The 26,607-nt window shown below is 65.1% G+C and carries 21 protein-coding genes and 1 pseudogene; 6 read left to right on the top strand and 16 right to left on the bottom strand.

What is annotated here, in order from left to right; all coding sequences use genetic code 11:
• Positions 1–226: 226 nt before the first annotated feature.
• The 8 genes and pseudogenes from AC3WL2_RS20655 to AC3WL2_RS20620 form a co-directional block, all read right to left on the bottom strand.
• Complete coding sequence (locus AC3WL2_RS20655; RefSeq protein WP_102684020.1) at positions 227–2,650, bottom strand: TonB-dependent siderophore receptor; 2,424 nt, start codon at positions 2,648–2,650, stop codon at positions 227–229.
• 89 nt (positions 2,651–2,739) lie between these two features.
• A complete protein-coding gene (locus tag AC3WL2_RS20650) occupies positions 2,740–3,573 on the bottom strand; it encodes a FecR family protein (protein WP_102684021.1) in 834 nt (277 codons plus the stop codon).
• 3 nt (positions 3,574–3,576) lie between these two features.
• The gene (locus AC3WL2_RS20645) at positions 3,577–4,086 is read right to left on the bottom strand and encodes an RNA polymerase sigma factor (RefSeq protein WP_046855966.1); all 510 of its coding nucleotides are present in this window, start codon (positions 4,084–4,086) and stop codon (positions 3,577–3,579) included.
• Between the two features lie 182 nt (positions 4,087–4,268).
• On the bottom strand, positions 4,269–5,195 hold the full coding sequence (locus AC3WL2_RS20640) for a DNA-3-methyladenine glycosylase family protein (RefSeq protein ID WP_256582645.1): 927 nt from the start codon (positions 5,193–5,195) through the stop codon (positions 4,269–4,271).
• A gap of 362 nt (positions 5,196–5,557) precedes the next feature.
• A pseudogene (locus AC3WL2_RS20635) lies at positions 5,558–6,565 on the bottom strand (chitinase); the annotation flags it as partial.
• A gap of 37 nt (positions 6,566–6,602) precedes the next feature.
• On the bottom strand, positions 6,603–7,238 hold the full coding sequence (locus AC3WL2_RS20630; protein WP_046855967.1) for a lytic polysaccharide monooxygenase auxiliary activity family 9 protein: 636 nt from the start codon (positions 7,236–7,238) through the stop codon (positions 6,603–6,605).
• 227 nt (positions 7,239–7,465) lie between these two features.
• Positions 7,466–9,154 (bottom strand): phospholipase D-like domain-containing protein, encoded by a 1,689-nt coding sequence (locus AC3WL2_RS20625; protein WP_102684023.1) that lies wholly within the window; start codon positions 9,152–9,154, stop codon positions 7,466–7,468.
• A gap of 23 nt (positions 9,155–9,177) precedes the next feature.
• Positions 9,178–9,948, bottom strand: coding sequence for a ribonuclease T2 family protein (locus AC3WL2_RS20620; RefSeq protein ID WP_102684024.1), 771 nt, complete (start codon positions 9,946–9,948; stop codon positions 9,178–9,180).
• A gap of 154 nt (positions 9,949–10,102) precedes the next feature.
• Here AC3WL2_RS20620 and AC3WL2_RS20615 point away from each other — a divergent pair, with 154 nt between their 5' ends.
• Positions 10,103–10,276: a DUF2986 domain-containing protein gene (locus AC3WL2_RS20615; RefSeq protein ID WP_102684025.1), complete on the top strand. Its 174-nt coding sequence runs from the start codon at positions 10,103–10,105 to the stop codon at positions 10,274–10,276.
• A gap of 49 nt (positions 10,277–10,325) precedes the next feature.
• Here AC3WL2_RS20615 and AC3WL2_RS20610 read toward each other — a convergent pair whose 3' ends face one another.
• A complete protein-coding gene (locus AC3WL2_RS20610) occupies positions 10,326–11,210 on the bottom strand; it encodes a LysR family transcriptional regulator (protein ID WP_102684026.1) in 885 nt (294 codons plus the stop codon).
• A gap of 175 nt (positions 11,211–11,385) precedes the next feature.
• On the opposite strand from AC3WL2_RS20610, the gene AC3WL2_RS20605 reads away from it, so the two are divergent.
• Positions 11,386–12,378, top strand: coding sequence for an NAD(P)H-quinone oxidoreductase (locus tag AC3WL2_RS20605; protein WP_102684036.1), 993 nt, complete (start codon positions 11,386–11,388; stop codon positions 12,376–12,378).
• Between the two features lie 224 nt (positions 12,379–12,602).
• Here the strand turns inward: AC3WL2_RS20605 and hchA are convergent, their stop codons facing one another.
• The 7 genes from hchA to AC3WL2_RS20570 form a co-directional block, all read right to left on the bottom strand.
• On the bottom strand, positions 12,603–13,457 hold the full coding sequence (gene hchA, locus AC3WL2_RS20600; RefSeq protein WP_102684027.1) for a glyoxalase III HchA: 855 nt from the start codon (positions 13,455–13,457) through the stop codon (positions 12,603–12,605).
• A gap of 118 nt (positions 13,458–13,575) precedes the next feature.
• A complete protein-coding gene (locus AC3WL2_RS20595) occupies positions 13,576–14,139 on the bottom strand; it encodes a nucleotidyltransferase family protein (protein WP_102684028.1) in 564 nt (187 codons plus the stop codon).
• Entirely contained in the window at positions 14,136–15,107 is a 972-nt protein-coding gene (locus tag AC3WL2_RS20590) for an XdhC family protein (protein ID WP_094011103.1), read from the bottom strand. Before AC3WL2_RS20590 ends, AC3WL2_RS20595 begins: the two co-directional genes overlap by 4 nt.
• 3 nt (positions 15,108–15,110) lie before the next feature.
• On the bottom strand, positions 15,111–16,322 hold the full coding sequence (locus AC3WL2_RS20585) for a cytochrome c (protein WP_038705916.1): 1,212 nt from the start codon (positions 16,320–16,322) through the stop codon (positions 15,111–15,113).
• 2 nt (positions 16,323–16,324) lie between these two features.
• Complete coding sequence (locus AC3WL2_RS20580; protein WP_102684029.1) at positions 16,325–16,864, bottom strand: (2Fe-2S)-binding protein; 540 nt, start codon at positions 16,862–16,864, stop codon at positions 16,325–16,327.
• Complete coding sequence (locus tag AC3WL2_RS20575; RefSeq protein WP_102684030.1) at positions 16,857–19,688, bottom strand: xanthine dehydrogenase family protein molybdopterin-binding subunit; 2,832 nt, start codon at positions 19,686–19,688, stop codon at positions 16,857–16,859. Before AC3WL2_RS20575 ends, AC3WL2_RS20580 begins: the two co-directional genes overlap by 8 nt.
• Positions 19,689–19,851: 163 nt before the next feature.
• Positions 19,852–20,763, bottom strand: a complete 912-nt coding sequence (locus AC3WL2_RS20570; RefSeq protein ID WP_046855980.1) for a LysR substrate-binding domain-containing protein — start codon at positions 20,761–20,763, stop codon at positions 19,852–19,854.
• A gap of 95 nt (positions 20,764–20,858) precedes the next feature.
• Between AC3WL2_RS20570 and AC3WL2_RS20565 the strand changes: the two genes are divergently transcribed.
• From AC3WL2_RS20565 to AC3WL2_RS20550, 4 genes are all read left to right on the top strand, one after another.
• The gene (locus AC3WL2_RS20565; RefSeq protein WP_102684031.1) at positions 20,859–21,950 is read left to right on the top strand and encodes a tartrate dehydrogenase; all 1,092 of its coding nucleotides are present in this window, start codon (positions 20,859–20,861) and stop codon (positions 21,948–21,950) included.
• A 234-nt stretch (positions 21,951–22,184) separates the two neighbouring features.
• Positions 22,185–23,783: a BCCT family transporter gene (locus tag AC3WL2_RS20560; RefSeq protein ID WP_102684032.1), complete on the top strand. Its 1,599-nt coding sequence runs from the start codon at positions 22,185–22,187 to the stop codon at positions 23,781–23,783.
• Positions 23,784–23,884: 101 nt separating this feature from the next.
• Positions 23,885–25,006: an aromatic ring-hydroxylating oxygenase subunit alpha gene (locus AC3WL2_RS20555; RefSeq protein WP_038705911.1), complete on the top strand. Its 1,122-nt coding sequence runs from the start codon at positions 23,885–23,887 to the stop codon at positions 25,004–25,006.
• Between the two features lie 63 nt (positions 25,007–25,069).
• Positions 25,070–26,044 carry a PDR/VanB family oxidoreductase gene (locus tag AC3WL2_RS20550; protein ID WP_102684033.1) on the top strand — a complete coding sequence of 325 codons (975 nt, stop codon included), beginning with the start codon at positions 25,070–25,072 and terminating at the stop codon, positions 26,042–26,044.
• Positions 26,045–26,607 lie beyond the last annotated feature (563 nt).

Genomic DNA, 26,607 nt, shown 5'->3' with positions numbered 1-26,607 from the left:
AGCGAGGTTCTACTTTAGCCGGTCATGTAAGCATGCGACTGGCTGGTATTGGCCGGTTCAGGTCATCCACGAACGGGCGCAAAGGGTCGAAAACAGCCGGTCGCGACTCGCTGCTATAGACCCAGAGCAGACATTGATCCAAGCCTTTGTGTTGTCCACGACCGACATTCGCTCGCGCCATGAGCCCTGTGACAATCACAGCAGGCCCTCGCGCACTACAGCCAAACTAGAGTTCCGGCGTGTACTTCACACTGAACATGACGTTGCGCGGGTCGCCGTAGTAGTTGTTGTAGTCGATGGTGTTGTAGGCCGGCTGGTAGTACTTCTTGTCCAGCAGGTTGTTGAGGTTCGCCGCCACGGTCACCTCGTCGCTGACCTTGTACGCGACCCGAGCATCCCAGATGGCATAACCGGGCAAGTCGAATACGTGGTCGTAGGAGGTGGTGCCGGTGACCGCCGTGGTGCCCAGCCCCACCGAGGTACGGCTCCAGTTACCGGGCAAGGTGTAGTCGGCCCACAGCTTGAACTGATGCTTGGGCGTCCAGGTGCTGTAGACCTTGTCCTTGTAGGTGGCGTCTTCCAGGTAGCGCGTGGTGTTGTAGACGTAGCCGGCCATCACTTGCAGGCCACTGAGGACTTCACCGCTGACCTGCGCCTCCAGGCCCTGGCTGCGCACCTTGCCTGAGGCTTTCGAGCAGTACCAGCCATTGCAGTCCATCGGCCCGCTGCGGTCGAGCACCGCGTGGTGCTCCTGGTCGTAGCGGAACAGCGCGACCGAGGTGTTCAGCGCCCCGTCGAACAACTCGCCCTTGAGCCCCAGTTCGTAGTTGCTGCCAATGATCGGCTCGACCACCGAACCACTGCTGGTGCGTGCACTCTGCGGCTGGAAGACGTCGGTGTAGCTGGTGTAGACCGACCACTGTTTGTTCAGCGCATACACCAGGCCCGCATAGGGCGAAACCTTGCCGTTGCTGCTGGTTGTCGACTCGCTGTAGCCGGTGCGGGCGAAGGACTGGGAGGCGTAGCTGTAGTCGTACCAGCTGGTGCGGGCACCGACGATCAGCTTCAGCGGCTCGGTCAGGTTGATCGACCAGCGCGAATACAAGCCTTTCTGGGTGATCTGGTACTCGGTCAACTCGCCACGGCCCCGGCTTGCCAGGCCGTAGATGTCTGGCATCGGGCGGTGATGGTCGACGTTACTGGAGTCTGCGCCTAATGTGGGAGCCCTGGCCCAGCGGTCGTCGGTATTGATGCGTGAGTAGTTGGCGCCGAGCAGGAAGGTCTGCTCGAAACCGAAACCGGTGAACTGGCCGTCCAGGTACAGGTCCAGGCCCTTGCTGTGGGTGGTGAAATCGGTGCTCCAGTCGATGTAGGTGTTGCTGGTGGAGCCGTTGGCCGGGAGGGCATCCCACAACGCCTGGTAGGTCGCGCCGTTGTGTTCGCTCATGTACACGCCGGCAGCCTTCAGCCGCCAGTCGTCGTTGAGCCGGTAGCTGGCGTCGAGGAACACGCTGGTCTGGTCGTTGTTGGCACGGTTCCAGTCCGCGCCGACATAGGTCGAGCGCGACCAGTCGGGGTTGCCGCCGTCGGCATAGCGCGGTAGGCCGAGCATGGCCGGGCGGGCGTGGCCCTTCTGGTTGGCAACGCCAAGGCCCATCGTGAAGTCCGGGGTGAAGTCATAGTCCACGGCAGCGTAGACGATCTGGTTCCAGCCACGCACGTAGTCGATGAACGAGCCGTTGTCGTTCTGGCTGACCACCGTGCGGGCACGCAGGGTGCCCTCGGCATTCAGCGGGCCGCCAGCGTCCAGTTGCAGGCCATAGCGGTCCCAGGAACCGGCCTTGCCGGTCAGGCTGACCACCGCCTTGTCCTGCCCGCGCTTGCGTACCAGGTTCATCGCCCCGCCCGGGCTGTCACCGCCTTGCAGCAGCGCGGCCGGGCCACGCAGCACTTCGACACGGTCATAGAAGCTCAGGTCTTCGGTGAGGTAGCTGCCGAGCGAGTAGGTATTGCGCGGGATCGGCACGCCATCGTACTGCAGCGTGTCGATGCTGAAACCGCGCGAATAGATGAACAGCCCCGACCCCGGCGAACGGCTGGCGGTGAGGCCGGGCGTGCGGTTGACCAGGTCGCTGATGGTCTGGGTGTTCTGGTCGTCCATCTGCTGGCGGGTCATCACCGTGACCGACTGCGGGATGTCCTTGAGGGTCTGTACGCCCTTGCCCAGGGTGACCGCGCCGGAGGTGTAGGAATGGCTGCCCTCGGTGGTGGTGACCGGCTGGCGGCCGATGACGCTGGACGCGTCCAGTTCCAGCGCACCGTTGCTGGGTTCGCTGGGCAGCGCGATCAGATACTGGCCATCGGCTGCCTGGGTGAGGCTCAGGTGGCTGCCGGCGAGCAAATGGCGCAGCGCCTGTTCGACGCTCAGTTGCTGGTGCAATGCCGGCGCTTGTACCGCGTGCGCGGCGTCAGTGTTGAACAGAATGCGGCTACCGGTCTGGCGGGCAAGGGCGTTGATCGACTGATCCAGCGGTTGGGCCGGCAGGTCGATGCGGTAGTGCGTCTGTTCGGCCTGCAAAGGCCCGGCAAGCAGAAATCCGAATGTCGCCAGGCCCATGGCCTGACGCAGCGGGTGGATAAAGAGCGTCATGGAATCCCCATCGGAGCAAGTGAGAATGCGTTTCATAGGGATTGGCGTTTGTGCTGACCCGCACATTGATGCAGCGCTGAGAATTTTTTTCAGCGCTGCAGATCCACCTGCACAGCACCGCTCTTGTCGCGGCTGACTGTTACCGGCGCCAGTTGGGGCAGGCTGTCGAGCAACTGTTCGACATTGCCGGTGGGGAACTCTCCGCTGAGCCGGTGTTGCCTGGCGGTCGCGCCCTGCAGCCGAATCGGCGCGTCACGGTGGCGGCGCAGTTGCGCCAGGACCGACTCGAGCGGGGTGCCGTCGAAATGGAACAGGTCATGCCGCCAGGCATCTCGTTCGCCGGGCTTGCTGGCGTGCACCGGCCCCAGGCGCTGAGGGTTGGCAAGCAGTTGCTGGTTGGCCGTCAGCCGTTGACGCGCCATACCGTTGTCCACTTCCACCTCGCCCTCCAGGACAGCCACCCGCACGCCGTCCAGGTCGCTGCGTACATCGAACACCGTGCCGATATCGCGCACAGCCACGCCCTGGCTACGCACGATGAAGGGCTTGGCTTGATGAGCCACGCTGAACAAGCCTTCACCATCGAGCAGCTCGAACTGCCGACTGCGCAGGCGATATTCGATGCGCAGCACGCTTCCGGCGTCCAGTTCGACCACGCTGCCATCATCCAGGTGCAACGTTTCGCGACCGCTGCTGGCCACCTCGACCTGGCGGTAGCCCAGCGCCGGGTCGGCCAGCCAGGTCCAACCGGCCAGGGCCAGCAGCAGGGCCGTGCCGGCGGCCTTGCGCCGACGATTGGCGTTGCGTGCGCTCTGCGCCTTGGCTTCCTGCAAAAGCGCCTCACGGCTGGGCACCAGCGCACGCAAGGATTCAGCGTAAGGCTCGAGGGCATCGCGCGCGCCGGGCGCGCTACGGCGTTGCATCGATCAGGCCTCCGGCTGCCAGCGTTGTGCGAGGGTGCGCATGGCCCGCATGAAATGCTGGGCAACCATGTTCACGGAAATCTCCAGCTCCTGCGCGATGTCCTTTTGTGGCATGCCGTGGATACGGTGGAGCAGGAACACCTGGCGCTGGCGCGCCGGCAATGCGTCGATCACCGCCAGCAAGGCACGCAGGCGCTGTTCGAATTCGAGCGCCATCGCACCATCCAGCGGGTCGCAGTGCTGCTCGACCACGGCGATCTGGCTCTGCGCGTACAGCGTGCGGGTGCTTTCCGAACGGCGCCGGTCGATTGCGCGGTTGAGCGTGGCACGCCGCAAAAAGGCCATGGGCACGCTGATGGCGTTGAGCGGCGGCTTTTCCAGGATCTGCACGCAGACATCATGGACCACGTCGCGGGCAAAATGCTGGTTGGAAAAACGTCGGCGAATGTGCTCGACCAAATCGTCGTAGTGCAAGGCCAGGGCTCGCAGGAGATCGTTGTCGGTCGACGCCATGATGGCAACCAATTGATAGTGAATCTCATTTATATCATGCGCTTTTCAGGTCGGGCAACTTGACCTGCCATGACAGGCACGTCACCTATGTTCGGCGCCCAGCGCTTCGAATCCCCCCGATACTCAAGAGAAAAGCCCGAGTGTGCGTCCACCCATGCATCTGCAAGTTAGTGACTGGCCTGTCAGTGCAGGCTTTGCCAGGCGCGCAGCACTGCATAACCGCGCCAAGGTCGCCAGCCCTGCGCGGCTTGCGTTGCCGCCTGTGCGCTGCTCACCCCCAGGGCTTTTTGCAGCGCCACATCGCCCGCCGGGAAGGCATCGGGCCAGCGCAACGCACGCAAGGCGATGTATTGCGCGGTCCAGTCGCCGATCCCCGGCAGTGCGCGCAAGCGGGCACAGGTGGCCGCGACGTCCACCCCTGGGCTCAGGATCAGGCCGCCCTCCAGCACCGCTTCGGCCAGCGCCTTGAGCGCCGCCTGGCGTTGGCGCGTGATGCCCAGCCGGCCCAGTTGATCACCGCTGGCCGCAATCAACGCGGCGGGCGTGGGGAACAGACGGTCCGTGCCAGCCAGCGGTGTTGTGATGGGTTGTCCGAAGGCCGCGACCAGGCGTGCGCCCAATGTGCGCGCAGCGGCCACGGTGATCTGCTGGCCCAGCACGGCACGCACGGCCAGCTCGAAACCATCCACCGTTCCCGGAACGCGCAGGCCCGCACCCGAGGGGAACGCACTGTGCAGCACGGCGTCGATGGCGAGCGGGTCGGCATCCAGGTCGAACGCGGCGCGCACGCGGTTGATCACCGTGGGCAGGACGCCCGCCAGGGAATCGCTGATCGTGACCCGCGCCTGGGCGCGCGCCTCGTCAAAGGCCACGCTCAACCAGCCGCAATGTTCCTGACCGTCCTGCATGAGGCGCAGCGTACGGGTGTATGTCCCCTCCTCCACACACTCCAGGCCGGGTATCGCCCGCAGGCGCAGAAAGCCGAGCATTGCCGCAGAGTCATAGGGCGGACGCCAGCCCAGGAAAAAACAGCCGTCCAAGCGCGCATCGTGCGCTTTCAGTGCCAGGTCGCAGGCGTCGTTTTCGGTGGTGTCGTTGATATTGGCCATGGGTGACATGGTAGCCCCTGTGCATAGCGGTGACTCGCCATTTTCGTACCGGCGCCCTAGTGTGGTGTTTTGCAAATACGACCACTAAATCGCGAGCGATTTTTGCGCTCAGGCAAGGCGTCGCGACGAGTCGTAGCCCAGCTACGGCGAGGAGCGACAACGCTGCATGAGCGCAAAAAGCGCCGCGAGTTATGGTCGTTATTTGTGAAACACCACACTAGCGACCAGGCACAAAAAATCCGATGCCTTGCGGCATCGGATCTTCATGCGGTGATCAAGCCGACAGGCCTCGACTGTCGGGCATCAGGCACGTCTGCCGGATGCTGGCTCGATCAGGCGTCGGTGGACGCTGTGGCCTTGTTGCCACTGTTGATCAGCGGCCCGTAGCGCCGGCTGAACTCCTGGTTGTAGGGCACGTGGTTCTTGTTGACCCCGCTGTCCCAGTTGACCGACCAGGTCATCAGGCCCTTGATCGACACACCCTTGGCGTAAAGGCGCTTGAACGCGTTGGTCACCGCCGTCGGGTTGATCACATAGCCGGTGGCGGCGGCATCGACGTTGGCCGGCAGGCCGATGACGAACTTGTCGGCCGGGATCCGGGTGAAGCCGCGGGTGCCACTGACCAGGCTCTCGGTCAGGTAGAACAGGAAGTCCTCCTTCATGGCATCGTTGTTCTGCGCGATCCAGGCGCCGTTGCCATTGTTGGCCTCCTGCACCCAGAGCCCGTCGCCCCCCTGGTTGTAGAACTGCGGGGCGATGAAATCGTAGTACCCCTCCAGTGCCTTGAGGTAGTCGACGTAGCGCCCCGCGCTGGTCAGGTAGGGGAACTCCGGTGCCATGCTGATGATGAAATGCTTGCCCTCGGCGGCGTAGTGATCCTTCACCAGTTTCAGCGCGGCAGGCAGGACCGTCTTGTTGGCGGCGAAATCGATCGCGCTCTGTTCAAGGTCGATGTCCAGCCCGTCGAAACCGTAGGTTTCCACCAGGCGAATGATTTCATTGGCCAGCGGTTGTTCATGGCCCGGGTTCAGGGCGATATGCGCATCGGCGCCGCCCAGGGACATCAGCACCGCCCTGCCCTGGCTGTTGAGCACGCCCACCTGGCGCCGGAACTCGGCATCGGACAGGTTGTACGGCTTGAAGGTCGGTATGCCGCTACCTTTCATGAAGGCCACCGCCACCACGTTGTAGTCGCGTGGCACCTCCTCCAGGCTCATGTTGGCGAACTGCCCGCGCTGGTAACCATCCGCCGGGCCGGCCGGCCAGTTGTGCCAGTAGCCCATGAGGATCTTCTTGCCCGCCAGGCTGGGCATCCGCGATGCAGCGTCATCCTGCGCTGCCTTGAGTTGGGTAAAGTCAATCATTGCCATGTTCCAATCCTTCAGAACGTGTGTAGATCCCGCGGACTTACTGGAAGTCGACGTCGAATGCCTGGTAGAAGGCGTTGCCGGTGTTGGCCACGATCCACATCAGCACGATCACGTGACGACCCTTCTTGTTGGCCGGCAGCTTCACTTCGTGATCGACCTTGGCCTTCAGCTCGCCGGCGTGGCTGTAGTACGGCACCTGCGGGTAGAAGTCCTCGGCGAACGGCTTGTCTTCCAATTGCGCACGGGTGATGCGTTGTTTCGGGTCCCAGCCGTCCTTGGTGATCAGCCAGCGATAGCCGCGGGTGGTATGCGGCGCGGTGTAGCGCCAGGTCACCTTGAACACTTGCCCGGCGTCGACATTGATCAGCGGCCAGGTGAAGGCGCGGTTGAGCTTCTTGCCCATCTCCTCGTCGGTGAAGTTGACGCAGTCACGGGCGTCGGTCTTGCCACCGCTGAGGATGTAGCCATCGGCGGGCGGTGCGACGCTCGGGTTGTCCGACTGGAACGGCGCGGGGAACGGACCGGCGGCCAGGGCCGGGAAGTTCTTGCCGCCTTCCATTTCATCGACCTGCCAGCCGCTCAGCACGCCGAGGTCGATGGCGACGGCGCCACGCGAGGCTGGGGTGGTGACACGACCGTGGCGAAGCGGGTTCTGGTTTTCTGGTTGGTTCATCGTTGTAACTCCATGTGGTTTGAGAACTCTCCCTTTCCGAAGGAGAGGCCTTCAAACTAACGGAGCTGGATTTATTGTCCACGCACCTATTTTTCGTCCTGGCGGCCTCAGCCAGGGGAATCGCCAATGAATACTGGACATGCATCCAGTACCACTTAAATTATCCTACCCACCTTGAAGGAAAACACCTACACGCCAGCGCGATGTCTGGCCTGTATACGAGCCTGTCAGCCAATGAAGTACTGTCGGCGTTTCGAGCGGTAGTTCGACGGGTCCAGGTGCGCGGGCAGCCATTGCCCGGCCGTCTCCTTCAGATAATTGCCCTGGCTGCCGGGCCGGTCCTGGTACCTGGCCGCCAGGTAGCGGGCGTAGTGATGGTCGAACAGGCGCATGAATTCGCCGAAGTAGATGTCCGCCACCCGGGTGTCGCCGTGGATCACCAGCATGTTCTCGTCGTTCTTCACCTGGGAGGCGCTGCTGAAGTTCGCCGAGCCCGTCACCACCGTGGGCTGCTCGCCCAAGGGATCGACCAGCATGTACTTGGTGTGGATGTAATCGTTGCTGTTGAGCGGGTTGTCGCGTTCCTTCAGCGCGTTGCTCAGCGTGTTGTCCTCGCTCAGGTAGCTACCGGCAGCGAAGATCACGTCACCGTCGGTACCGATGTTCTCCGTCGCCTTCAGCGGATCGTCCTTGATCACGTAGCGCAGCACATCGTTCTGTGCCTGGAACACCGCCTGGAATTCGGCGGCGATCTCAAAGGCAGCGGTGAAGCACACCAATTGACTGGCCGCGCTGGCCAGGTTGGCGTACCACTGCAAGGTCTTGCGCGCCTGGGGCTCCTCGTTATCTTCGCGCGGGCTGAACACGGGATAGGTACCCGGCTGCAACGGCAATGCCGGCAGCGGGCTGGCCTGGGCATTGGGCGTGCGCAACTTGCCTGGCGTCAGGTTGCGTTGCAGGCGTGTCCAGTAATCAAGGTATCGCCGGGCGATTTCGGGGTCGTGGACGACGTGCCCCACGTTCGAATGGCCGAAGATCCCACCGGCCGAGATATTGGTCGAGCCGGTCCAGACACTGACCGGCTGGCCATGCTCGAGCAGCACGATGAACTTGTTGTGGCGGATACCTTCGCTGACCGTACGCGGATGAGCGTGGGCGGCCAGGCCGGCCTGGGCGATGGTGGCCTGGTTCTCGGCCTTGTATTTGCTGGCCGCATCATAGACCACCTGCACGTCGCCTTCTTGCGCGGCATCGCTTAGCGCCTGGGCGACCGGCAGGTAGTGAAATTCATAGAACGCCGCGCGCAAACCCATGCCCGGCCTGGCACCGCGTTCGATGAAGGCAAGCAGGGCTTCGTACAAGCCTCGCGAAAGCCACCTCATCGGCTTGGATTGCGGCGCGTCAGGGTCGGGAGCGACGTTGTCGAACTCCCGGGCATAGGCCTGGGAGCCGATCACGCCACGGTTGAAGTGCACGTCGTGGCGCACGCCCGTGCCTGGCGCCGTCGTGCTTTCGCAGCGCACACGCACGGCAACACCCAGGGCCTCATCCACACGCAGGTTCTTCGGCTCGCCGAACACCGGTTGCACCGCGTACTCGTAGTCGCCTTCGGCAGTGGCGGTGTAGTCCGCCCACAGGAAACTCTGGATGGGGTGCTCGCTGGTCGGCACCCGCGTGCCCGGGGGCAGCCCCTTGTCCTTGTCTGCGAAGCGTTTCAAGCCACGCAGGTAATAGCGGGTACGCACCTGGCCGGCCGCGTCGAACTGCTTGCGCTGCACGGCAAAGCCCAGCAGGTTCTGCTCGGCGACCAGCGTCGCAAGGTTCGGTGGCGTGACGAAGTCCCAGGCCAGCACCACGACATGGGTGCCGGCGATGGCGCGTACGCGCAGGTAGTCGCCCGTGGCGGATGCTCGCATGGGAGGCGCTCCTTGCAGGAAGGTTACTGGTAAGGTGTGCGGACCTTGATCTGCTGGTTGTCGGGGGTCCCGCCGGCCGGGCACGGCATTGGGCCGAGCTGTTTGTCCAGGCAGACCCAGAGCTCTTTCAGGCGGTTGCCCGAACCCACCGATACCCGCAGGCTCTGCGCAGGCAGCGCCGGGTTATGGGCCAGGAACGCCTGCTTGATGTCGCTCACCCTGGCGTCCACCAATTGGTTGGGACCTGCTTCGCTGCCGAGCATTTCCTGCAGGGAGGGCCGCTGCAGCGAGTCGTAGACCCGCTGGATATCGGCAAAGTAGCGCTCCGGCGATGACCAGCCGCAGGTACCGTGGGCCTGCCATTCGTTCTGCATCAGGTCCGGCCCGGGCATCATGCACAGGTGCTGCCTGACCAAGGGTGCCGGCAGCGAGCCGACAGTCTGGCAGTTGCGCGGATGGTCCTGGTTGGACTTGGCATAACCATTCTGCGGCCACAGGCCGTGCACCACCCATTCGAAACGATTGCCCGAGAAGCACTGGAAGGCATGCTTTTCGCGTTGCGCCTTGGGCTTGTTGCGCTGGGCTTCACAATGCTCCGGCGACCAGGACAGCACCAGGGCCAGGTAATCGGTGGGCAGGTCCTTGTTGACGTAGTCCACCGGGCGGGCCGGCGCAGGCTCGACATTGTCGGGCAACACGCAGACTTGCTCGGCGAAGGCGGGCCAGGCGGCGGCTGCCAGGCAGCCAAAGAGCAGCGCTTTCAGGCAGGTTGCAGATTGTGGCGTCCATTGCATGATGACCTCCTTGTCGGGTGCGACAGGCTCCGTGCCTGTCGCTCGGTTAAACCCGTCAGGTGATGGTGTAGCGCGAATATGACGATTCGTCAGGGGCGGTTTGCTGTATCGTTCGCCCCTGCGGCAGCACCCAGCGTCAACGAAGTGGAAGAACATGAACCGTCGTAAAAAGATCAACCAGCTGTTGAAAGCCCACGCCAAGAAGGCCAGCGCCAAGTTGGCGCCGAAAAACAGGAACCCCTACATCTCCAAGGCCGACCGGTTGAAACTGGCGGCCGAGGCCGGCCAGCAGGCCGTGGCAGAGGGTGGCGTGCCCGCGCAATCCTGATTGACGGCAGGCCGCTCACAGAAACTGCGGCGTCGCGAGGCAAACCCGCTTACAGGGGCCTTATGGTGCTTGGCCCGGCAAACGCCCGCACCAACTGGTCGATCACCGCGCGCACCCGCGCCGTGTGGCGCAGGTCCTGGTGGGTGACCATCCACACCTCGTAGGGCTGGCTGCGCGTACGCTGCGGCCAGACTCGCCGCAAGCCGTCCCGCTGCCCCAGTTCCACCGGGATCTCCCCCAGGCCCAGGCCTTCGGCGATGCCGCGGCGCAGCATCATGCTGGCGTTGGCCGCCATCACCACCCGCCCTTCGCCCATGGGCACGTCCACCAGGGTCGGTTCGGCGCGGTCGCGCCAATACGGCTCGTACACCACCAAGTCGTGGCCGGCAAAGCTGCCCTCCTCCGGCACGCCCCGCCGCGCCAGGTAATCCGCCGAGGCGAACAGGCCCATCTGCCAGCTGGCCAGCTTGCGCAGCACCAGGTCGGGGCTGTCCGGGCGCTGGTTGCGGATGGCGATGTCGGTTTCGCGTTGCGACAGGTTGACGATCTCCGAACTGCCACTGAGCACCACGCGCACCTCGGGATGGGTCTCGTGTACCTGCCGCAGCGCCGGGATGACGAACTCCAGGGCCAGGGAGTCGGTAGTGGCGATGCGCACCTCGCCGGCCTCCTCGTTGTCGGCGCCACGGGTTCGGCGGGCCAGCTCCAGGGCGGCCTGTTCCATCTTCTGCGCCAGTTCCACGGCCACCTCGCCGATGGCGGTCAACTGGTAGCCGGCCGGCGTACGCAGGAACAGGGTCGAGCCCAGGTCCGCCTCCAGCGCCGCCACTCGCCGGCCCACCGTGGCCTGGTCAACGCGCAGCACCCGGGCGGCGCGGCGCAGGGTCTGTTCGCGGCTCAAGGCCAGCAGCATGCGGGCATCATCCCAGTTCATTGGTCCACTCCTGATTCAGCGCAGTCACTGCCGGCTGAAGAAAATCTGCAAAGGTGCGTCGCAAAATCGCCGCGCGACCCGGCAACCCGGGTTGCATACCCTGTGACGCAACGGGCCGGCACGGCCTTTCTTCAGAATGACAGAGGTCTTCATGCGTCACATCATCCCCAGCCAAATGAGCGCCATCGACATCACCCGGCCAGGCGGCCCCGAGGTCCTGCAGGTCGCCAGCCATGCCACGCCCCCGCCAGGCCCGCGCGAGGTGCTGGTGCAGGTGCATGCCGCCGGCGTCAACGGCCCCGACCTGCTGCAGCGCAAGGGCCTGTACGATCCACCCGCCGGCGCGCCGGCCATCCCGGGCCTGGAGATCGCCGGCAAGGTGGTGGCCATCGGCGAGCAGGTCCGTCACTTTGCCCTCGGCGATGCCGTGATCGCCCTGGTGCAGGGCGGTGGTTATGCCGAGTACGCCGTGGCCGACGAACGCACCACCGCGCACCTGCCGGAAAACCTGTCGATGGTCGAGGGCGCGGCGCTGCCGGAAACCTTCATGACCGTGTGGGTCAACCTGTTCCAGCGCGGCGGCTTCAAGGCCGGTGAGAGCGTGCTGATCCATGGTGGCGCGTCGGGCATCGGCACGACCGCGACGCAGCTGGCCCGGGCCTTCGGCGCGGCGAAGATCTTCACCACGGTCAATGGCGCCGGGCAACAGGCCGCCAGCCTGGAACTGGGCGCCGACGTGGCCATCGACTACACCCGCGAGGACTTCGTCGAGCAAGTCATGGCGCACACCGATGGCAAGGGCGTGGATGTGATCGTCGACATCATTGCCGGCGACTACGTGGCACGGAACTTCAGGGCCGCCGCCATGGACGGGCGCATCGTGCAGATCGGCGTGGTCAAGGGCCCGGCCACCGAGGTTGACCTGTTCCCGCTGCTGACCAAGCGCCTGACCCATATCGGCTCGACCCTGCGCGCGCGCAGCGCCGACGACAAGGCGGCGATCCTCGGCGAGCTGCAGTCCAAGGCCTGGCCCCATGTACGCAGCGGCGCGGTCAGGCCGCTGATCCACGCCACCTTCCCGCTGGCCGCGGCCAGCCAGGCCCATGAATTGATGGAGTCGGGCCGGCATATCGGCAAGGTGGTGCTGAACGTCACGCACAAGGGCTGAGTCAGTCTGGGCGTCGATCGCCTGGCCATCGCCGAACCAGCCCCCCTCCACCCAATGGATACGCTCGACCACCTCGTCCCGCGCAGCGCTGGCGCTGAACAGCACGAAGCGGTCATAGCCCAGCGGCCGGGCGACATTGCGCACGGCCGACTGGATATCCGCCAGGTCGGTGGCCTGCGCGATCCGCTGGACAGCTTGCACCACCTGATCGAACGGCAGGTCCCTCATCCGCCGTTGACTGCCTTGAGCAACGCCGAGGCGGCCAGCTTGCCCAGGGCATTGCCGGCCAACGGACTGTCGCCGGTCAGCAGCTTGCGGTCCTGATGGACGGCACCAGAGATACCCTCGTTGATGATCTCGACGCCCTGGGCCTGCAGGCGTTCGCCGAACTTCCAGGTCAGGTGGCCGGGCATGTAGCCGATGTCCGGGGTCTTGGCATCCAGATCGTCAGGGAAGGCGCAGATCCTGTAGCCGTCGTAGAGCTTGCCGCCGGCCAGCAGCGCCGCCGGGCCGTGGCACAGGGTGATGACGAACTTGTCGTGGTCCGCCGCCCATTTCAGCACTCGCCCGACCTCCTCGCTTTCCGGCAGGCCGATCAGCGCGCCGTGGCCGCCCGGGATGAACACCCCGATATAGTCCGAGTCCTCACCCAGGGCCTGTTCCAGCACATCGGCGAGCTTGCGCGGCTGCTTGAACGCTGGCTTGTAGCGATCGAACAGGCCCAGCACCTCGGTGTCCTCGCCGGGCATGGCCCAGTACTCGAACTTGACCGGGTTGCCCGACAAGGTCGCGACGTCGAAGGTAAAACCGGCCTTGTCCAGGTGGTACATCGGCAGCAGGGTTTCCACCGGGTGGTTGCCGGTGGAGAACAGCGTGCCGTTGTCGGTGAGCAGGTAGCGCTCGTCGGCGCCGATCAGCAGGACCTTCCAGCGTCCGCCACGGTAGGCGTCGGGATAGTCGGCGCCGCTAAGGTCGGACTTGCGCGAGGTGAACTGGCTGAGGGAATACGGCGAAGGGAAGAAGGCGTTGTCCTCGGCCGGGTCGGGGGTTGGGCGTTTGTCGTCGTTGGGGCTGGTCATGGTTGTGCTCCTGTGCCTGGGGTAGGTAACCGGATCCATGCTAGGAGGCCGCCGGATGAGCGGCAATGAGGGTTTTCCCTCAACGCTGGCGTCGCTGACGGGGCAGCCCCAGGGCAGTCTAGCCGAGCGCCGAGGGCGTATCGACGTCGCGCAGCACGCCGCAGTCCTGCAGTTCCAGCAGCAAAACGCTGTTCGCATGCCGTCGCAGCACCGAGCGCGCCCCTTCATCGCCAGACAACTGGCCAAGCTCGCCCCAGTAATCCCGGCCGAACACCACCGGATGGCCGTTCTGTCCCTGATGACGCGGTACCACGATGACCGAGGGCGCCGCCGAGGCGAGCAGACGACGGAAGGTCGCCGCCCCGATCCATGGCATGTCCCCGAGCAGGATCGCCACCGCCTGCGCCTCGCTGTCACCCAGCGACACCGCGCCAGCCGCCAGGCTATGACCCATGCCCAGATCGGCCTCGGGGCTGTGGACGACCCGGCAGGCCGACGGCAACCCAAGGTCCTCGGCCCGCTCGCCAGCGCGCAGCACCACGCGCACCTCGTCGAACGCCGCCAGGGCGCGCTCCACGCTGTGCTGCAGCAGGCTGCGCCCATCGGCCATCAGGGCCTGGCGCTTGTCCGCGCCGAAGCGCGCGCCCTGCCCGGCCGCGAGCACCAGGGCGACGACCTTCACAAGGCCTCGCGGGCGATGCCGCTGCGGGTCCGCAGGATATCGGCGAGCACCGCCAGGGCGATCTCCGCCGGCGTCTTGCTGCCCAGGTTCAGGCCGATCGGCGCATGAATGCGCGCCATATCGGCATCACCGAGCTCGCCGATGCGGCGCAGGCGCTCACGACGCTTCGCCGACGTGGCCTGTGAACCCATCACACCGATGTAGAACGCTTCGGTACGCACCGCTTCGAGCATGGCCAGGTCATCGATCTTGGGGTCGTGGGTGAGCGCCACCACCGCGGTGTCGCGATGGCAGCCGCCGTTGGCGATGAACAGCGAAGGCAGTTCCCGACGGATTTCTATCCCGTCCAGCGCCACGTTGTCCATCACCTCGTCGCGAGGGTCGCACAGCACCACCTCGAAACCCAGGCCCTTGCCGAATTCGGCGCAGAAATGCGCGACGCTCGAGTACCCCGCCAGCAACAGGCGCTGGGCGGCGCCGATGCGCAGGCGCACGCAATGCTCGCCACGCTCCACCCGTGGCCCCTGGCCGAGGTCATCGCTCAGCCTCCGTTCACCGCTGCGCAGGTCGACCTCGCGCAACAGCCGCCGACGCCCGAGCAAGGCGCTTTCCAGCTCGGCAAGATGCGCCTGGGTGGCGCAGTCGCCGGGCAGGTTCTCCACCAGCACGTCGAGAATGCCGCCGCACGGCAGGCGAATGTTGCCGCGGGTGTCGCTGCCGTCGCCGTAGCGCACCACGGCAACCGCCGTGGCGAACTCGCCGGCGGCGACGCGCTCGAGGAAGTCATCCTCGACACAGCCGCCCGACAGCGATCCAACCCAGTGCCCGCCCTCGCTCACCGCCAGCAGCGAGCCCGGCGCGCGCGGCGCCGAGCCATAGGTGCACAGCACACTGCACAGCCACACGCGCAGCCCGTCGCGCGACCATTGCGCCGCCTGGCGCACCACCTGCAGGTCGAGATGCTGCACGGGTCAGTCCGCCTTCAGCTGTGCCAGCTGCTGGGTGGTCAGGTCGCCCGGCAGGCCGCCCCAGGCTTCACGCAGGTAGTTGACCATGTCGGTCAGCTGCTGGTCGTCAAGCTTGTCGGCAAAGCCCGGCATCGGCTGCATGCGCTCGAAACCGGTGAACTGCTGTTCGCGGATGCCGTCGACGATGGCCTTGACCAGGTTGCGCGAGTCGGCCTGGCGCAGCACGGTATTGCCCTGCATGGCCACGGCAATGTGCGGCTTGCCCTCGCCATCGCCGCCGTGGCAACCGGCGCAGACATTGAGGTACTGCTGGCGGCCACGCTTGGCGCTCTCGCCCAGGGTTTCATGGGCCACCGCCTGCACCACCTTGGCCGCCGGCGGCTGGTCGCCGAGCAGGTAGGTGGCCATGGCCGACAGGTCGCTGTCTTCGAGGTGCTGGGTGCTGTGGTGCACCACCGGGTACATCTCGTTGAACATGCTGCCCTGGGCACTGATACCGTGCTTGAGGAAGGTCGCCAGGTCGGCCTGGTTCCAACCGCGGTCGGCCAGGTCCTGGGCCAGCAGGCTCGGCGCCAGATAGCCCAGCAGCAGGCCGCCGGTCAGGCGTTTGTCCTGCTGCAGTGCGCCGATGGGGTTGCGCGGGGTGTGGCACTCGCCGCAATGGCCGAGCACTTCGACCATGTACTGGCCACGCTTCCAGGCCTCGCTGTTGCCCTTGCCCTCCTCCAGCTGCACGCTCTTGCCGTACAGCAGGTTCCAGCCCATCAGGCCGGTGCGCACGTTGAACGGGAAGCTCAGGCTGGTTTCCGGCGCCGGCCGGTTGATCGGCGCCACGCTCATCAGGTAGGCGTGGATCGCATCGGAATCCTCGCGCTTGATCAGGTGGTACGAGGTGTAGGGCATGGCCGGGTAGAGATTGGCGCCGTCCTTGCGCTTGCCCTCGGTGAGGGCGGCGAAGAACTCGTCGCTGCTGTAGTTGCCGATGCCGTGCTGCTTGTCCGGGGTGATGTTGGTGCCGTAGATGGTGCCGAACGGCGAATGGATCGGCAGACCGCCAGCGTAGGGCGCGCCGCCCTCGGCGGTGTGGCAGGCCATGCAGTCGGCGGCGCGGGCGAGGTATTCGCCGCGCTTGATCAATGCCTCATCGGCCGCCTGGACATTGCAGGCGACCAGCGCGCCAATGGCCAGGGCGAGGCTGCTCAGAACTCGCGTCATGCTCAACCCTCCTTGACCAGGCCGAGGTCGCCCAGCACGTCGCGGGTCGCCTCGTAGTAACGCACATAGCCAGTGCAGCGGCACACATGATGGCCGAGGCTGGCTTCGATGGCCTGCTCCAGCTCGCTTTTTTTCAGCGGCTTGCGCTGGGCCTTCTCCACCAGCACCGTGGCGGCGTTGACGAAGCCCGGGGCGCAGTAGCTGCACTGGAAGGCGAAGCGGTCGACGAACTTCTGCTGGATCGGGTTCAACTCGGTGGGGTTGCCCGCTTCGTCGCGTTTGGCGTGGCCTTCGATGGTGCGCACTTGCTTGCCCTCGAAATAGTGCGCGCCGGTGATGCAGGTGCGCACTTCCTCGCTGGTGCCGTCGGGGTTGTCGACGATCACCACGCAGGCGTGGCAGATGCCCTGCCCGCAGCCCAGGCGCGAGCCTGTGAGGTTCTGGTATTCGTGCAGGTAGTCGATCATCGCCAGGTCATCGGGGACCACCTCGGTGACGACAGGTTGACCGTTGAGGGTCAGTTGCAGCTTGCGGTCAGCCATTGAGGGCCTCCTTGACGCGGGCGGGGGTGATGGGCAGGTCGCGGACACGCTTGCCAATGGCATGAGCCACGGCGTTGCCGATGGCGCCGACCACCGGGATCATCACCACCTCGGCGATGCCCTTGGACGGGTCGGTCGGCGACAGCGGCGGCAGGATCTCGGACGTCTGCTTCCACACCGCCACATGCCGGGCCATCGGCAGGCGGTAACGGTTGAAGTTCCAGTCGCCCTCGCCCGGGCCACCCTCGTACAGCGGCATCTCTTCCAGCAGCGCATGGCCGATACCCATGGCGATACCGCCTTCGAGCTGGCCCTTGACCAGCTCGGGCACCAACACCCGGCCGCACTCGACCCAGCTGTGATGGTTGAGTACTGTGACCTCGCCACTGCCCTTGTTCACCTTGACCTCGACGATGGTCGCCACCGGGCTGTAGTAGGTGACCATGGCGTTGTTCAGCTGGGTGGCCGGGTACTCGGCGTTCTGCCGGTCGAGCAGGTGGAAGCCGGCGCTGTTCATCTGCGCCTTCTTCGCGTTCAGCGCACCGTCACCGTACTTCACCGCCAGGGCATCGAGCGGCAGGCGCTCGCGCACGCCGTCGATGACGAAGTCGGCCTCGGCCCAGCTCCAGCGGTTGAAGCCATGCACGCTGACGCCGGTAATCAGGCCCATCTCGTGGGCCTTCTTCGCAAGCTCCGCGAACGGGATCGGCTCCAGGCCGTTGCCAGTCAGCGCACCGTTGACCCACACCGCGTTCTCGCGGCGCACCACCAACGGGTTGGCCTGGCCGCCGAACGGGCCCTGGCTCCACAAGGCCATGGCCGCCGGCCACAGGCCGTGGTTGAACAGCACCCGGGCCGCCTCGCGGGTGGCGTGGCTGAAGTAGAACGCCGAGTTGGTCGCCGACGACGGCGAAGCCAGCTTGGCGACCCAGCGCGGGTTGCGCAGCGCGGCGTCCTGCTCGGCCTGGCTGATCAGGTAGGGGTTGCCGCTGGTGCTCAGTTGCAGCTCAGGCCATTCGGTCTGGGCGGTCTGCACGTGATCGGCGACGCGGCCGAGGAAGTCGCTGACCACCAGGGCCTGGGAGGTCGACATGCCGGTGCCCAGCTCGGTGCCGATATGGCGCAAAGTAATCTGGCCATCGGCAGTGAACTCGACCGCCGCCATCGGCGCTTCGGCACCGGTGCCGAAGTCCTTCTGGGTGATGGCGAAGCCCACGCCGTACCAGTTGTCGTGGTCCTTGGCGTCTTCGGCCTGCTTGCGCGCATGGCGGTTCTTCCACCAGTCGTGTTCCGCGGCCTTGTCGAGGATCTCGTGCAGGCGCAGGGCACCGGCGGGCACCGCGCCCTGGGTGTTCTTCATGCCCGACTTGAGGGCGTTCTTGCGGCGCAGTTCGATGGCATCCACGCCCAGGCGGTCGGCGATCTCGTCGACCATCATCTCGGTGGCGGCCATGCTCTGCAGGGTGCCGTAGCCGCGCATGGAGCCGGCCTCGACGCCGCGCGAGTGGTAGGCGGTGACCGACAGGTCGTTCTGCGGCATGTAGTAGATCGACTGCGCGGCGGTGGCGCCCACCGAAGCCACCGACGGGCTGTAGTTGATGCGCCCGCCGCCGTCGACGGTCATGTCGGCGCGGAAGATCTTGAAGCTCATGTCCTTCTTGTCGACGGCCAGCTGGTAGCGGATGTCGAACGGGTGACGCTTGATGCCGCTCTGGAACTGCTCGTAGCGGTCGTTGGCCAGGCGGATCGGCACGCCCGCGCCGTACAGGGCGGCGACAGCGGCGTAGAACACGAAGATGTTGTTGTCCTTGGAGCCGTAGCCGACGGTGTAGCCCGGGTGCATGTTCAGGTGCTTCAGGCCGAAACGCGACGGCTTGATCATGTGCACGCATTCCTGCGCCACTTCGAACGGGCACTGGGTGGCGACGACGAAATGCAGGGTGCCGGTGGCCGGGTCGAACCAGCCGTTGCCGTTGTCCGGCTCGAGGGCTGCGGGCTCGATCGACGGGGTCTTGTAACGCTCGTCGAACAGCAGCCAGTCTTCCGGCGGCTGCTTGAGCTGCTCGTCGATACGCTGGGCGTAGAACATCCCCTGCTCGGTGAGGGTGCCGTGCTGCTTGGGCTCGGCGGTCCATACCGGCTTGCGGGCCAGGATGGTGGGGAACAGCATGGTGTTCTTCAGGCTCGAGTATTCGTCCTCGTCGAACGGCGTCTTGCCGGCCACGCGCACGAAACGGAAGCTGCCGTAAGGATCGCGCTGGTACAGCGGGGCCTGGGCGCCGTAGCGGATCGCCTGGTCGTTGAACTGCAGCTTGAGCTTGGCCTTGCGGAAGCGCTCGAAGTCGTTCCAGATCAGGATCGCCACCGGGTGGCCGATGAACATCGGTACCTGGCCGGGCGGCAGCAATGGATCTGGCGAGTGGGCCTCGGGCCAGGCGATGCCGTCCTTCTTCAGGTCATCGGCGCTGACGACGCGGTCCGGCTGCAGCTCGGCGCCCAGCAGCGACAGGTCGTAGCCTGCGTAGATGCGGTCGGCCTTGGTCGCCTTGAGCAGCATGGCGTGGCCTTGCTGTTGCGGCCAGCCAGGCATGTCCTTGGCACGGATGTCGCGGGCGAACACCTTGTTGCCGCAGACCTTGGACAGCGCGTCGTTTCGCGAAAGCGCCTTGCCGTCGTGGTTCATCCACTTCTGCGGCGAGGTGGTGACCTTGCTCTCCATCAGGGCGGCGAACGCCTGGCTGCCGAGCGGCGCCATGGTCACGCCGACACCGGCGATCAGCCCGCCTTGCAGGAACGAACGCCGGGAAATATCACGGTTGGACATGGTTGATCCTCTGGGCAGCTCTTGGGTTGCCCATGCTTTTTCTGGTGCTTGAGAAACTGAAAGGGCGCGCACGATCACAAAAACTGACTACGAAGTCAAGTTAACGATCGTAGGGTGCCTCTGCAAGTCAAGCAGACAACTTGTCGCGGGGCGCCGCGAAGGGTCAATCCGGCAAGCGATAGCGCTCGGCGAAGTACTGGCGGAAGAACTCCACCGCCACCCGCACCTTGGCTGAACCTGCCAACGGCGCCGTATACACCGCCCAGATATCCGCCGCCTGCTGGTACTCGGGCAGCACCTGCACCAGGCGCCCATCGGCGATGCTGTCATGCACGTCCCACCAGGAGCGCAGCAGGATCCCTCGCCCGTCCAGGCACCACTGGTGCGCCACCTCGCCGTGGTTGCTGGAAAGCCCGCCGGTGACGCGCACGCTTTCCTCGCCCTGGGGGCCTTCCAGGTGCCACAGGCCGAACGGGTGGTCGCGCTCCTTGATCACCAGGCAGTCATGGCTGGCCAGGTCGGCCAGCACCCGCGGCGTGCCATGCGCGGCCAGGTAGCCAGGGGCGGCGCACAGCACCCGACGGTTGCGTGCCAGGGGTTTGGCGATCAGGTGCGGGGCAATGACGTTGCCGACGCGGATGTCCAGGTCCACCCCTTCGGCGATCAGGTCCACCAGGCGGTCATGCACATCCAGGCGGATGTCCAGCCCAGGGTAGCGCGCCGCCAGCTCCGACAGCGCCGGCGCCACGAAGCGCCGCCCCAGCCCCAGGCTGCTGGCGATGCGCAGTTGCCCCGCCGGCTCGCGCTGGCCGGCGTTGAGGTCGTCGTCCATGCGCCGCAGGGTCTCGAAGATCTGCTGCGCCCACTGGTACACGCGCTCGCCCTCCTCGCTCACCGTCACCCGCCGGGTGGTACGGTGCAGCAGGCGCACGCCGAGGCTTTCCTCCAGCAGGCGAATACGCTTGCTGATGAATGCCGCCGACATGCCGCGCTCGTCCGCCACCGCGGCGAAGCTGGCGCGGCGGGCCACCTGCAGGAAGATATCGAGGTCATCCAGGTTCGGCAAATTATTCACGTTTCGTGCACCAAGAATTGATGGATTGCCGGATTATCTCCGAAGCACAGCCTTATAGCATGGCCTGCATCTTCCCTGGACACGAGATGCGCCCCATGACCAAGACCTTCAAGATTGCCGCCATCCCCGGTGACGGCATCGGCAACGAAGTCCTCCCCGAAGGCCTGCGCGTGGTCGAGGCCGCCGCCCGCAAGCACGGCCTGGACCTGCAGTTCGAGTTCTTCGAATGGGCCAGCTGCGATTACTACCTGGCCCACGGCAAGATGATGCCCGACGACTGGTTCGACCAGCTCAAGGGCTTCGACGCCCTGTACTTCGGCGCCGTCGGCTGGCCCGACAAGGTCCCGGACCACATCTCGCTGTGGGGCTCCCTGCTCAAGTTCCGCCGCGACTTCGACCAGTACGTGAACATCCGCCCGGTGCGCCTGTTCCCCGGCGTGCCCTGCCCGCTGGCGCACAAGCAACCCGGCGACATCGACTTCGTGGTGATCCGCGAGAATACCGAGGGCGAATACTCCTCCCTGGGCGGGCGCATGTTCGAAGGCACCGACAACGAGTTCGTGCTGCAGGAGTCGGTGTTCACCCGTCGCGGCGTCGACCGCATCCTCAAGTACGCCTTCGACGTGGCGCAGACCCGCGAGCGCAAGCACGTGACCTCGGCGACCAAGTCCAACGGCATGGCCGTGAGCATGCCCTACTGGGACGAGCGCACCGCCGCCATGGCCGCGCACTACCCCGAGATCAGCTGGGACAAGCAGCACATCGACATCCTCTGCGCCCGTTTCGTGCTGCAGCCTGAGCGTTTCGACGTGGTGGTGGCCTCCAACCTGTTCGGCGACATCCTCTCCGACCTCGGCCCGGCGTGCGCCGGCACCATCGGCATCGCGCCGTCGGCCAACCTCAACCCCGAGCGCAAGTTCCCCTCGCTGTTCGAGCCGGTGCATGGCTCGGCGCCGGACATCTACGGCAAGAACATCGCCAACCCGATCGCGATGATCTGGTCCGGCGCGCTGATGCTCGAGTTCCTCGGCCAGGAAAACAACGATGCCCGCTACCAGGCGGCCCACGACGACATCCTCAAGGCCATCGAGACGGTGATCGCCAACGGCGACACCACCCGTGACATGGGCGGCAGCCGTTCGACCCAGGAAGTGGGCAAGGCCATTGCCGAGCTGCTCGGCGCCTGATTCGGCATCAGGTTATCGCGGGGCCGATGCGACTTGCCCCGCGATATCGCCAACCCAGCCCAATCATCCGGATTGTCCGACGATCCTATTGCCACCCACATCAATTCAATGCAGAATCTGTCAACCAAAAGATACTTGTTATCTATTAGTTAACAGAAAGGAAACACAGAACCTCGATACGGACTTCCCAACGCCTGACGCCTACTACAAAAAAAATGCTCCAGGAGACAATTGATGTCCCCCAATAACAAAAAGATCGACGTGTTCCTGATCGCCGTGAGCCTGTTGGCCGTGCTGCTCACCGTGATCGGCCTTGCCGCCTTCCCTGCCCAGGCCGAAAGCCTGGCCAACCAGCTGTTCGAAGTGGCCACCCGCACCTTCGGCACCAGCGTCCAGGTACTGGTGTTCGGCAGTTCCCTGGCCGTGCTGTACCTGGCCTTCAGCAAATACGGCAACATCCGCCTGGGTGCCGGCAAGCCCGAATACTCCACCACCACCTGGGTGTTCATGTTCATCTGCGCCGGCATGGGTTCCTCGACCCTGTACTGGGGCGTGATGGAATGGGCCTACTACTACCAGACCCCAGGCCTGAACATCGCGCCGATGTCGGCCAAGGCTCTGGAATACAGCGTCAGCTACTCGTTCTTCCACTGGGGCATCAGCGCCTGGTCGATCTACGCCCTGGCCTCGCTGGCCATGGCCTATCACTTCCATGTGCGCAAGAAGAGCGGCCTCAACCTGGCCTCGATCATCGAGGCGGTCACCGGCTTCAAGGCCACCGGCCCGGTCGGCCGCGCCGTCGACCTGATCTTCCTGCTGACCATGATGGGCGCGCTGACCGTGTCGCTGGCGCTCACCGCCTCGACCCTGACCCGCGGCCTTGCCGACCTGGCCGGTACCCCCAACACCTTCACCGTGCAGTTGCTGGTGATCGGCGCGGTGGCGCTGCTGTTCTCGCTGAGCTCGTACATCGGCATCGACGGCGGCCTGCAGCGCCTGTCGAAGATGGTCTGCATCGGCGCCCTGGTATTCGCCGCCATCGTCCTGCTGGTCGGGCCGACCCAGTTCACCCTGAACAACACCGCCAATTCCATCGGCCTGATGCTGCAGCACTACGTGCAGATGAGCCTGTTCACCGACCCCGCCGGCGACGGCGCCTTCACCCGCAACTGGACGGTGTTCTACTGGCTGTGGTGGGTGTCCTACGCCCCGGGCGTGGCGATGTTCGTCGCCCGCGTGTCGCGTGGCCGACTGATCAAGGAAGTGGTATTCGCCCTGCTGCTGGGCGGCAGCTTCGGTTGCTGGTTCTTCTTCGGCGCGCTGGAAAGCTACAGCATGCACCAGTTCATCAACGGTCAGATCGACGTACCCAAGCTGCTCGGCACGCTGGGCGGCGAAGCCGCGGTGACCGACCTGTTGCTGGCCCTGCCCTGGGGCACGCTGTTCCTCGCCGCGTATCTGTTCATCATGGCGGTGTTCTGCGCCTCGCACATGGACGCCGCCGCCTACGCCGTGGCCGCCACCAGCACCCGCAACCTGCGCGAAGGTGAAGACCCAAGCCCCACCCTGCGCCTGTTCTGGTGCGTTGTGCTGACCCTGGTGCCACTGGCCATGCTGTTCGCCAAGGCCTCGCTGTCGACCATGAAGACCGCCGTGGTGCTTACCGCGATCCCGTTCATGCTGATCCTGCTGGTGAAGATCTACGGGTTCTTCAAGTGGCTGGCGGCCGATTACGGCCAGGTGCCGGCCTACCGCATCGAGGAAGAGGCCACCCGCCTGGCGGGTGAGGAACCGCAGCCGCAGGCACCGCGTAGCGCTGCCGTGGTGCACTGAAATACAAGGTGGGGGCGGCTTGCCCCCCCATTAGGCAAATTTTTTTGCCCAGATTGTTAACCAACAGATACGCGTTAACCAATAAGAACCGAGATAGAGCCATGAACGATTTCAAACGCCTGCCCGCCGACTTCTGCGCCAACCCCGAGGAGGCCTTCACCCTCCCGGCCAAGTTCTACACCCAGGCCGCCGTCTTCGAACACGAGAAGGAAGCGATCTTCGCCCGCAGCTGGATCTGCGTCGGCCACCGCAGCGAAGTCGCCGAGAAGAACGCCTACATCACCCGCCAGGTGATCGGCGAGAGCATCATCGTCGTGCGTGGCCGCGACGACGTGCTGCGGGCCTTCTACAACGTCTGCCCGCACCGTGGCCACCAACTGCTCGAAGGCAGCGGCAAGGCCAAGAACGTGATCACCTGCCCATACCACGCCTGGACCTTCAAGCTCGACGGCGAGCTGGCCCACGCGCGCAACTGCGAGAACGTGGCCAACTTCGACAAGGACAATTCCACCCTGGTGCAGCTGCGCGTGGAGGAATACGCCGGCTTCATCTTCATCAACATGGACAACGACGCAGGCTCTGTCGAAGACCAGCTGCCGGGCATGCAGAAGCGCATGCGCGAAGCCTGCGCGGTGATCGACGACCTGCACCTGGCCGCGCGCTTCGTCAGCGACACTCCGGCCAACTGGAAATCCATCGTCGACAACTATCTGGAGTGCTACCACTGCGCCCCGGCCCACCCCGGCTTTTCCGATTCGGTGGACGTCGGCCAGTACAGCCACAGCCTGCACGGCAACTGGACCCTGCAATACGGCCTGGCCAAACCGTCGGAGCAGTCATTCACCTTCGACGAGTCGGTGAAAGACCCGTCCTTCGCCGGCTTCTGGGCCTGGCCGTGCACCATGTTCAACGTACCGCCAGGGGCCAACTTCATGACCGTGATCTACGAGTTCCCGGTCGATGCCGAGACCACCCTGCAGCACTACGACATCTACTTCCTCAACAAGGAACTCAGCGAAGAGCAGCACAAGCTGATCGACTGGTACCGCGAGGTGTTCCGCCCCGAGGACCTGCGGCTGGTGGAGAGCGTGCAGAAAGGCCTGAAGTCCCGCGGTTACCGTGGCCAGGGCCGAATCATGGTCGACGCCCAGCGCAGCGGCGTCAGCGAGCACGGCATCGCCCACTTCCACAACCTGATCGCGGTCGCCCACCTGGACGACTGAATACACGCCAGCTCCCCGCCCCGCGCCAGGGCCTGGCGCGGGGCCTTGTTGTCGAGGTACGCCATGGCCAAGCAATACGAGATGTTCAAGGTGCGCGTGACCGGTGTGGAACAGGCCACGCCGCAGATCAAGCGCTTCACCCTGGCCCGCGCCGACGGCGGCCCCCTGCCCGCCTTCAGCGGCGGCAGCCACGTGATCGTGCAGATGCACTCGCCCTGCGGCAGCCAGTTCAGCAATGCCTACTCGCTGATGAGCGACCCGCGTCAATTGCACAGCTACCAGATCGGCGTGCGGCTCGAGGAGCAGTCCAAGGGCGGTTCGGCGTTCATGCACAACCAGGTCGCGGTGGGCAGCGAGCTGACCATCTCCACCCCCAACAACCTGTTCGCCCTGGACGCCGATGCCGGGCGCCATGTGCTGATCGCCGGCGGCATCGGCATTACCCCGTTCCTGGCGCAGTTGCACGAGCTGGAAGGGGGCGCCACCCCCTACGAGCTACACTACGCCTTCCGCGCCCCGGAACACGGCGCCTTCCAGGGCGACCTGGAACAAGGCCCGCATGCCGGCAACACGCGGTTCTACATCGACAGCCTGGACTGCAAGCTCGACCTCGCCGCGCTGTGCGCGGGCCTGGCCGATGACGCCCACCTCTATGTGTGCGGGCCCAAGCCGCTGATCGACGCGGTGATCGCCACCGCCGCCGCCGCTGGCATCGCCGAATCGCGGGTGCACTGGGAACAGTTCGCCGCCGCCGCGCCGGCCACAGGTGCGGCCTTCACCGTGGTGCTGGCCCGGTCGGGCACCGAACTGCAAGTCGAGGAAGGCATGACCATCCTCCAGGCCATCGAGAAGTCCAAGGCAGCGAAGGTCGAGTGCCTGTGCCGCGAAGGCGTGTGCGGCACCTGCGAGACGGCGATCCTCGAAGGCGAGGCCGAGCATTTCGACCAATACCTCAGCGACGAGGAAAAGGCCGCGCAGCAGAGCATGATGCTGTGCGTGTCGCGGGCGCGCTCGGCGCGGTTGGTGCTGGATCTCTGAGGGGCAGCGGCGGATCGTCTCCCCTGAGAGATGTAACTGAATACCGCCAAATAGCGCCGAAAAGGATAATCAGAGAAACGTCCTACGCGGATTTGGGAAGCCCTGTCGACCACCCATAATCCGTTCCTCGCTAGTGTTTCAGGTCTGCGTCACCGTCGCCCGTGGCTGGCTGCAACAGCCATCCACGGGCCTGCACGACGGTACGGCCATTGCCAGCCAGCGAGGACCTTATGCGAACGTTCCCCGAAACACGTCAGCACCAAAAAAACCCGCCCCCCCAATCGAGGCGCTCTACGCCGTCATGCTGCGATAGCTGACAGGCCACTCCCAAGATGCCAGGCAACGACGAGCACCGTCTCGTTCAAGGACAGCCGTATCCGAAGGACCTCTCATGTCCAGCCAATCAAACACTGGCCTCACGCGAGGAGCTAAACCATGACTGACGCCACCGTCGGCAGCGCCACCTCCGGCCCTGCCTGCAGCCCACGCGTGCCCATCCTGCCGGTGCGCTATGCCATCGTGCCGCGTACGGGCGATGCCCCTGCCTGTCGCTACGCAGACGC

This window comes from Pseudomonas sp. FW305-96 (assembly GCF_058783825.1).
Note: the sequence above shows the minus strand (reverse complement) of the source record. Positions and strands in the feature narration are given on the sequence as shown.

Excerpts from the sequence above, each read along its gene's own strand:
- AC3WL2_RS20655 (WP_102684020.1), bottom strand. The coding sequence starts at position 2,650 with ATGACGCTCTTTATCCACCCGCTGCGTCAGGCCATGGGCCTGGCGACA.
- AC3WL2_RS20650 (WP_102684021.1), bottom strand. The coding sequence starts at position 3,573 with ATGCAACGCCGTAGCGCGCCCGGCGCGCGCGATGCCCTCGAGCCTTAC.
- AC3WL2_RS20645 (WP_046855966.1), bottom strand. The coding sequence starts at position 4,086 with ATGGCGTCGACCGACAACGATCTCCTGCGAGCCCTGGCCTTGCACTAC.
- AC3WL2_RS20640 (WP_256582645.1), bottom strand. The coding sequence starts at position 5,195 with ATGGCCAATATCAACGACACCACCGAAAACGACGCCTGCGACCTGGCA.
- AC3WL2_RS20630 (WP_046855967.1), bottom strand. The coding sequence starts at position 7,238 with ATGAACCAACCAGAAAACCAGAACCCGCTTCGCCACGGTCGTGTCACC.
- AC3WL2_RS20625 (WP_102684023.1), bottom strand. The coding sequence starts at position 9,154 with ATGCGAGCATCCGCCACGGGCGACTACCTGCGCGTACGCGCCATCGCC.
- AC3WL2_RS20620 (WP_102684024.1), bottom strand. The coding sequence starts at position 9,948 with ATGCAATGGACGCCACAATCTGCAACCTGCCTGAAAGCGCTGCTCTTT.
- AC3WL2_RS20615 (WP_102684025.1), top strand. The coding sequence starts at position 10,103 with ATGAACCGTCGTAAAAAGATCAACCAGCTGTTGAAAGCCCACGCCAAG.
- AC3WL2_RS20610 (WP_102684026.1), bottom strand. The coding sequence starts at position 11,210 with ATGAACTGGGATGATGCCCGCATGCTGCTGGCCTTGAGCCGCGAACAG.
- AC3WL2_RS20605 (WP_102684036.1), top strand. The coding sequence starts at position 11,386 with ATGAGCGCCATCGACATCACCCGGCCAGGCGGCCCCGAGGTCCTGCAG.
- hchA (WP_102684027.1), bottom strand. The coding sequence starts at position 13,457 with ATGACCAGCCCCAACGACGACAAACGCCCAACCCCCGACCCGGCCGAG.
- AC3WL2_RS20585 (WP_038705916.1), bottom strand. The coding sequence starts at position 16,322 with ATGACGCGAGTTCTGAGCAGCCTCGCCCTGGCCATTGGCGCGCTGGTC.
- AC3WL2_RS20580 (WP_102684029.1), bottom strand. The coding sequence starts at position 16,864 with ATGGCTGACCGCAAGCTGCAACTGACCCTCAACGGTCAACCTGTCGTC.
- AC3WL2_RS20575 (WP_102684030.1), bottom strand. The coding sequence starts at position 19,688 with ATGTCCAACCGTGATATTTCCCGGCGTTCGTTCCTGCAAGGCGGGCTG.
- AC3WL2_RS20565 (WP_102684031.1), top strand. The coding sequence starts at position 20,859 with ATGACCAAGACCTTCAAGATTGCCGCCATCCCCGGTGACGGCATCGGC.
- AC3WL2_RS20560 (WP_102684032.1), top strand. The coding sequence starts at position 22,185 with ATGTCCCCCAATAACAAAAAGATCGACGTGTTCCTGATCGCCGTGAGC.
- AC3WL2_RS20555 (WP_038705911.1), top strand. The coding sequence starts at position 23,885 with ATGAACGATTTCAAACGCCTGCCCGCCGACTTCTGCGCCAACCCCGAG.
- AC3WL2_RS20550 (WP_102684033.1), top strand. The coding sequence starts at position 25,070 with ATGGCCAAGCAATACGAGATGTTCAAGGTGCGCGTGACCGGTGTGGAA.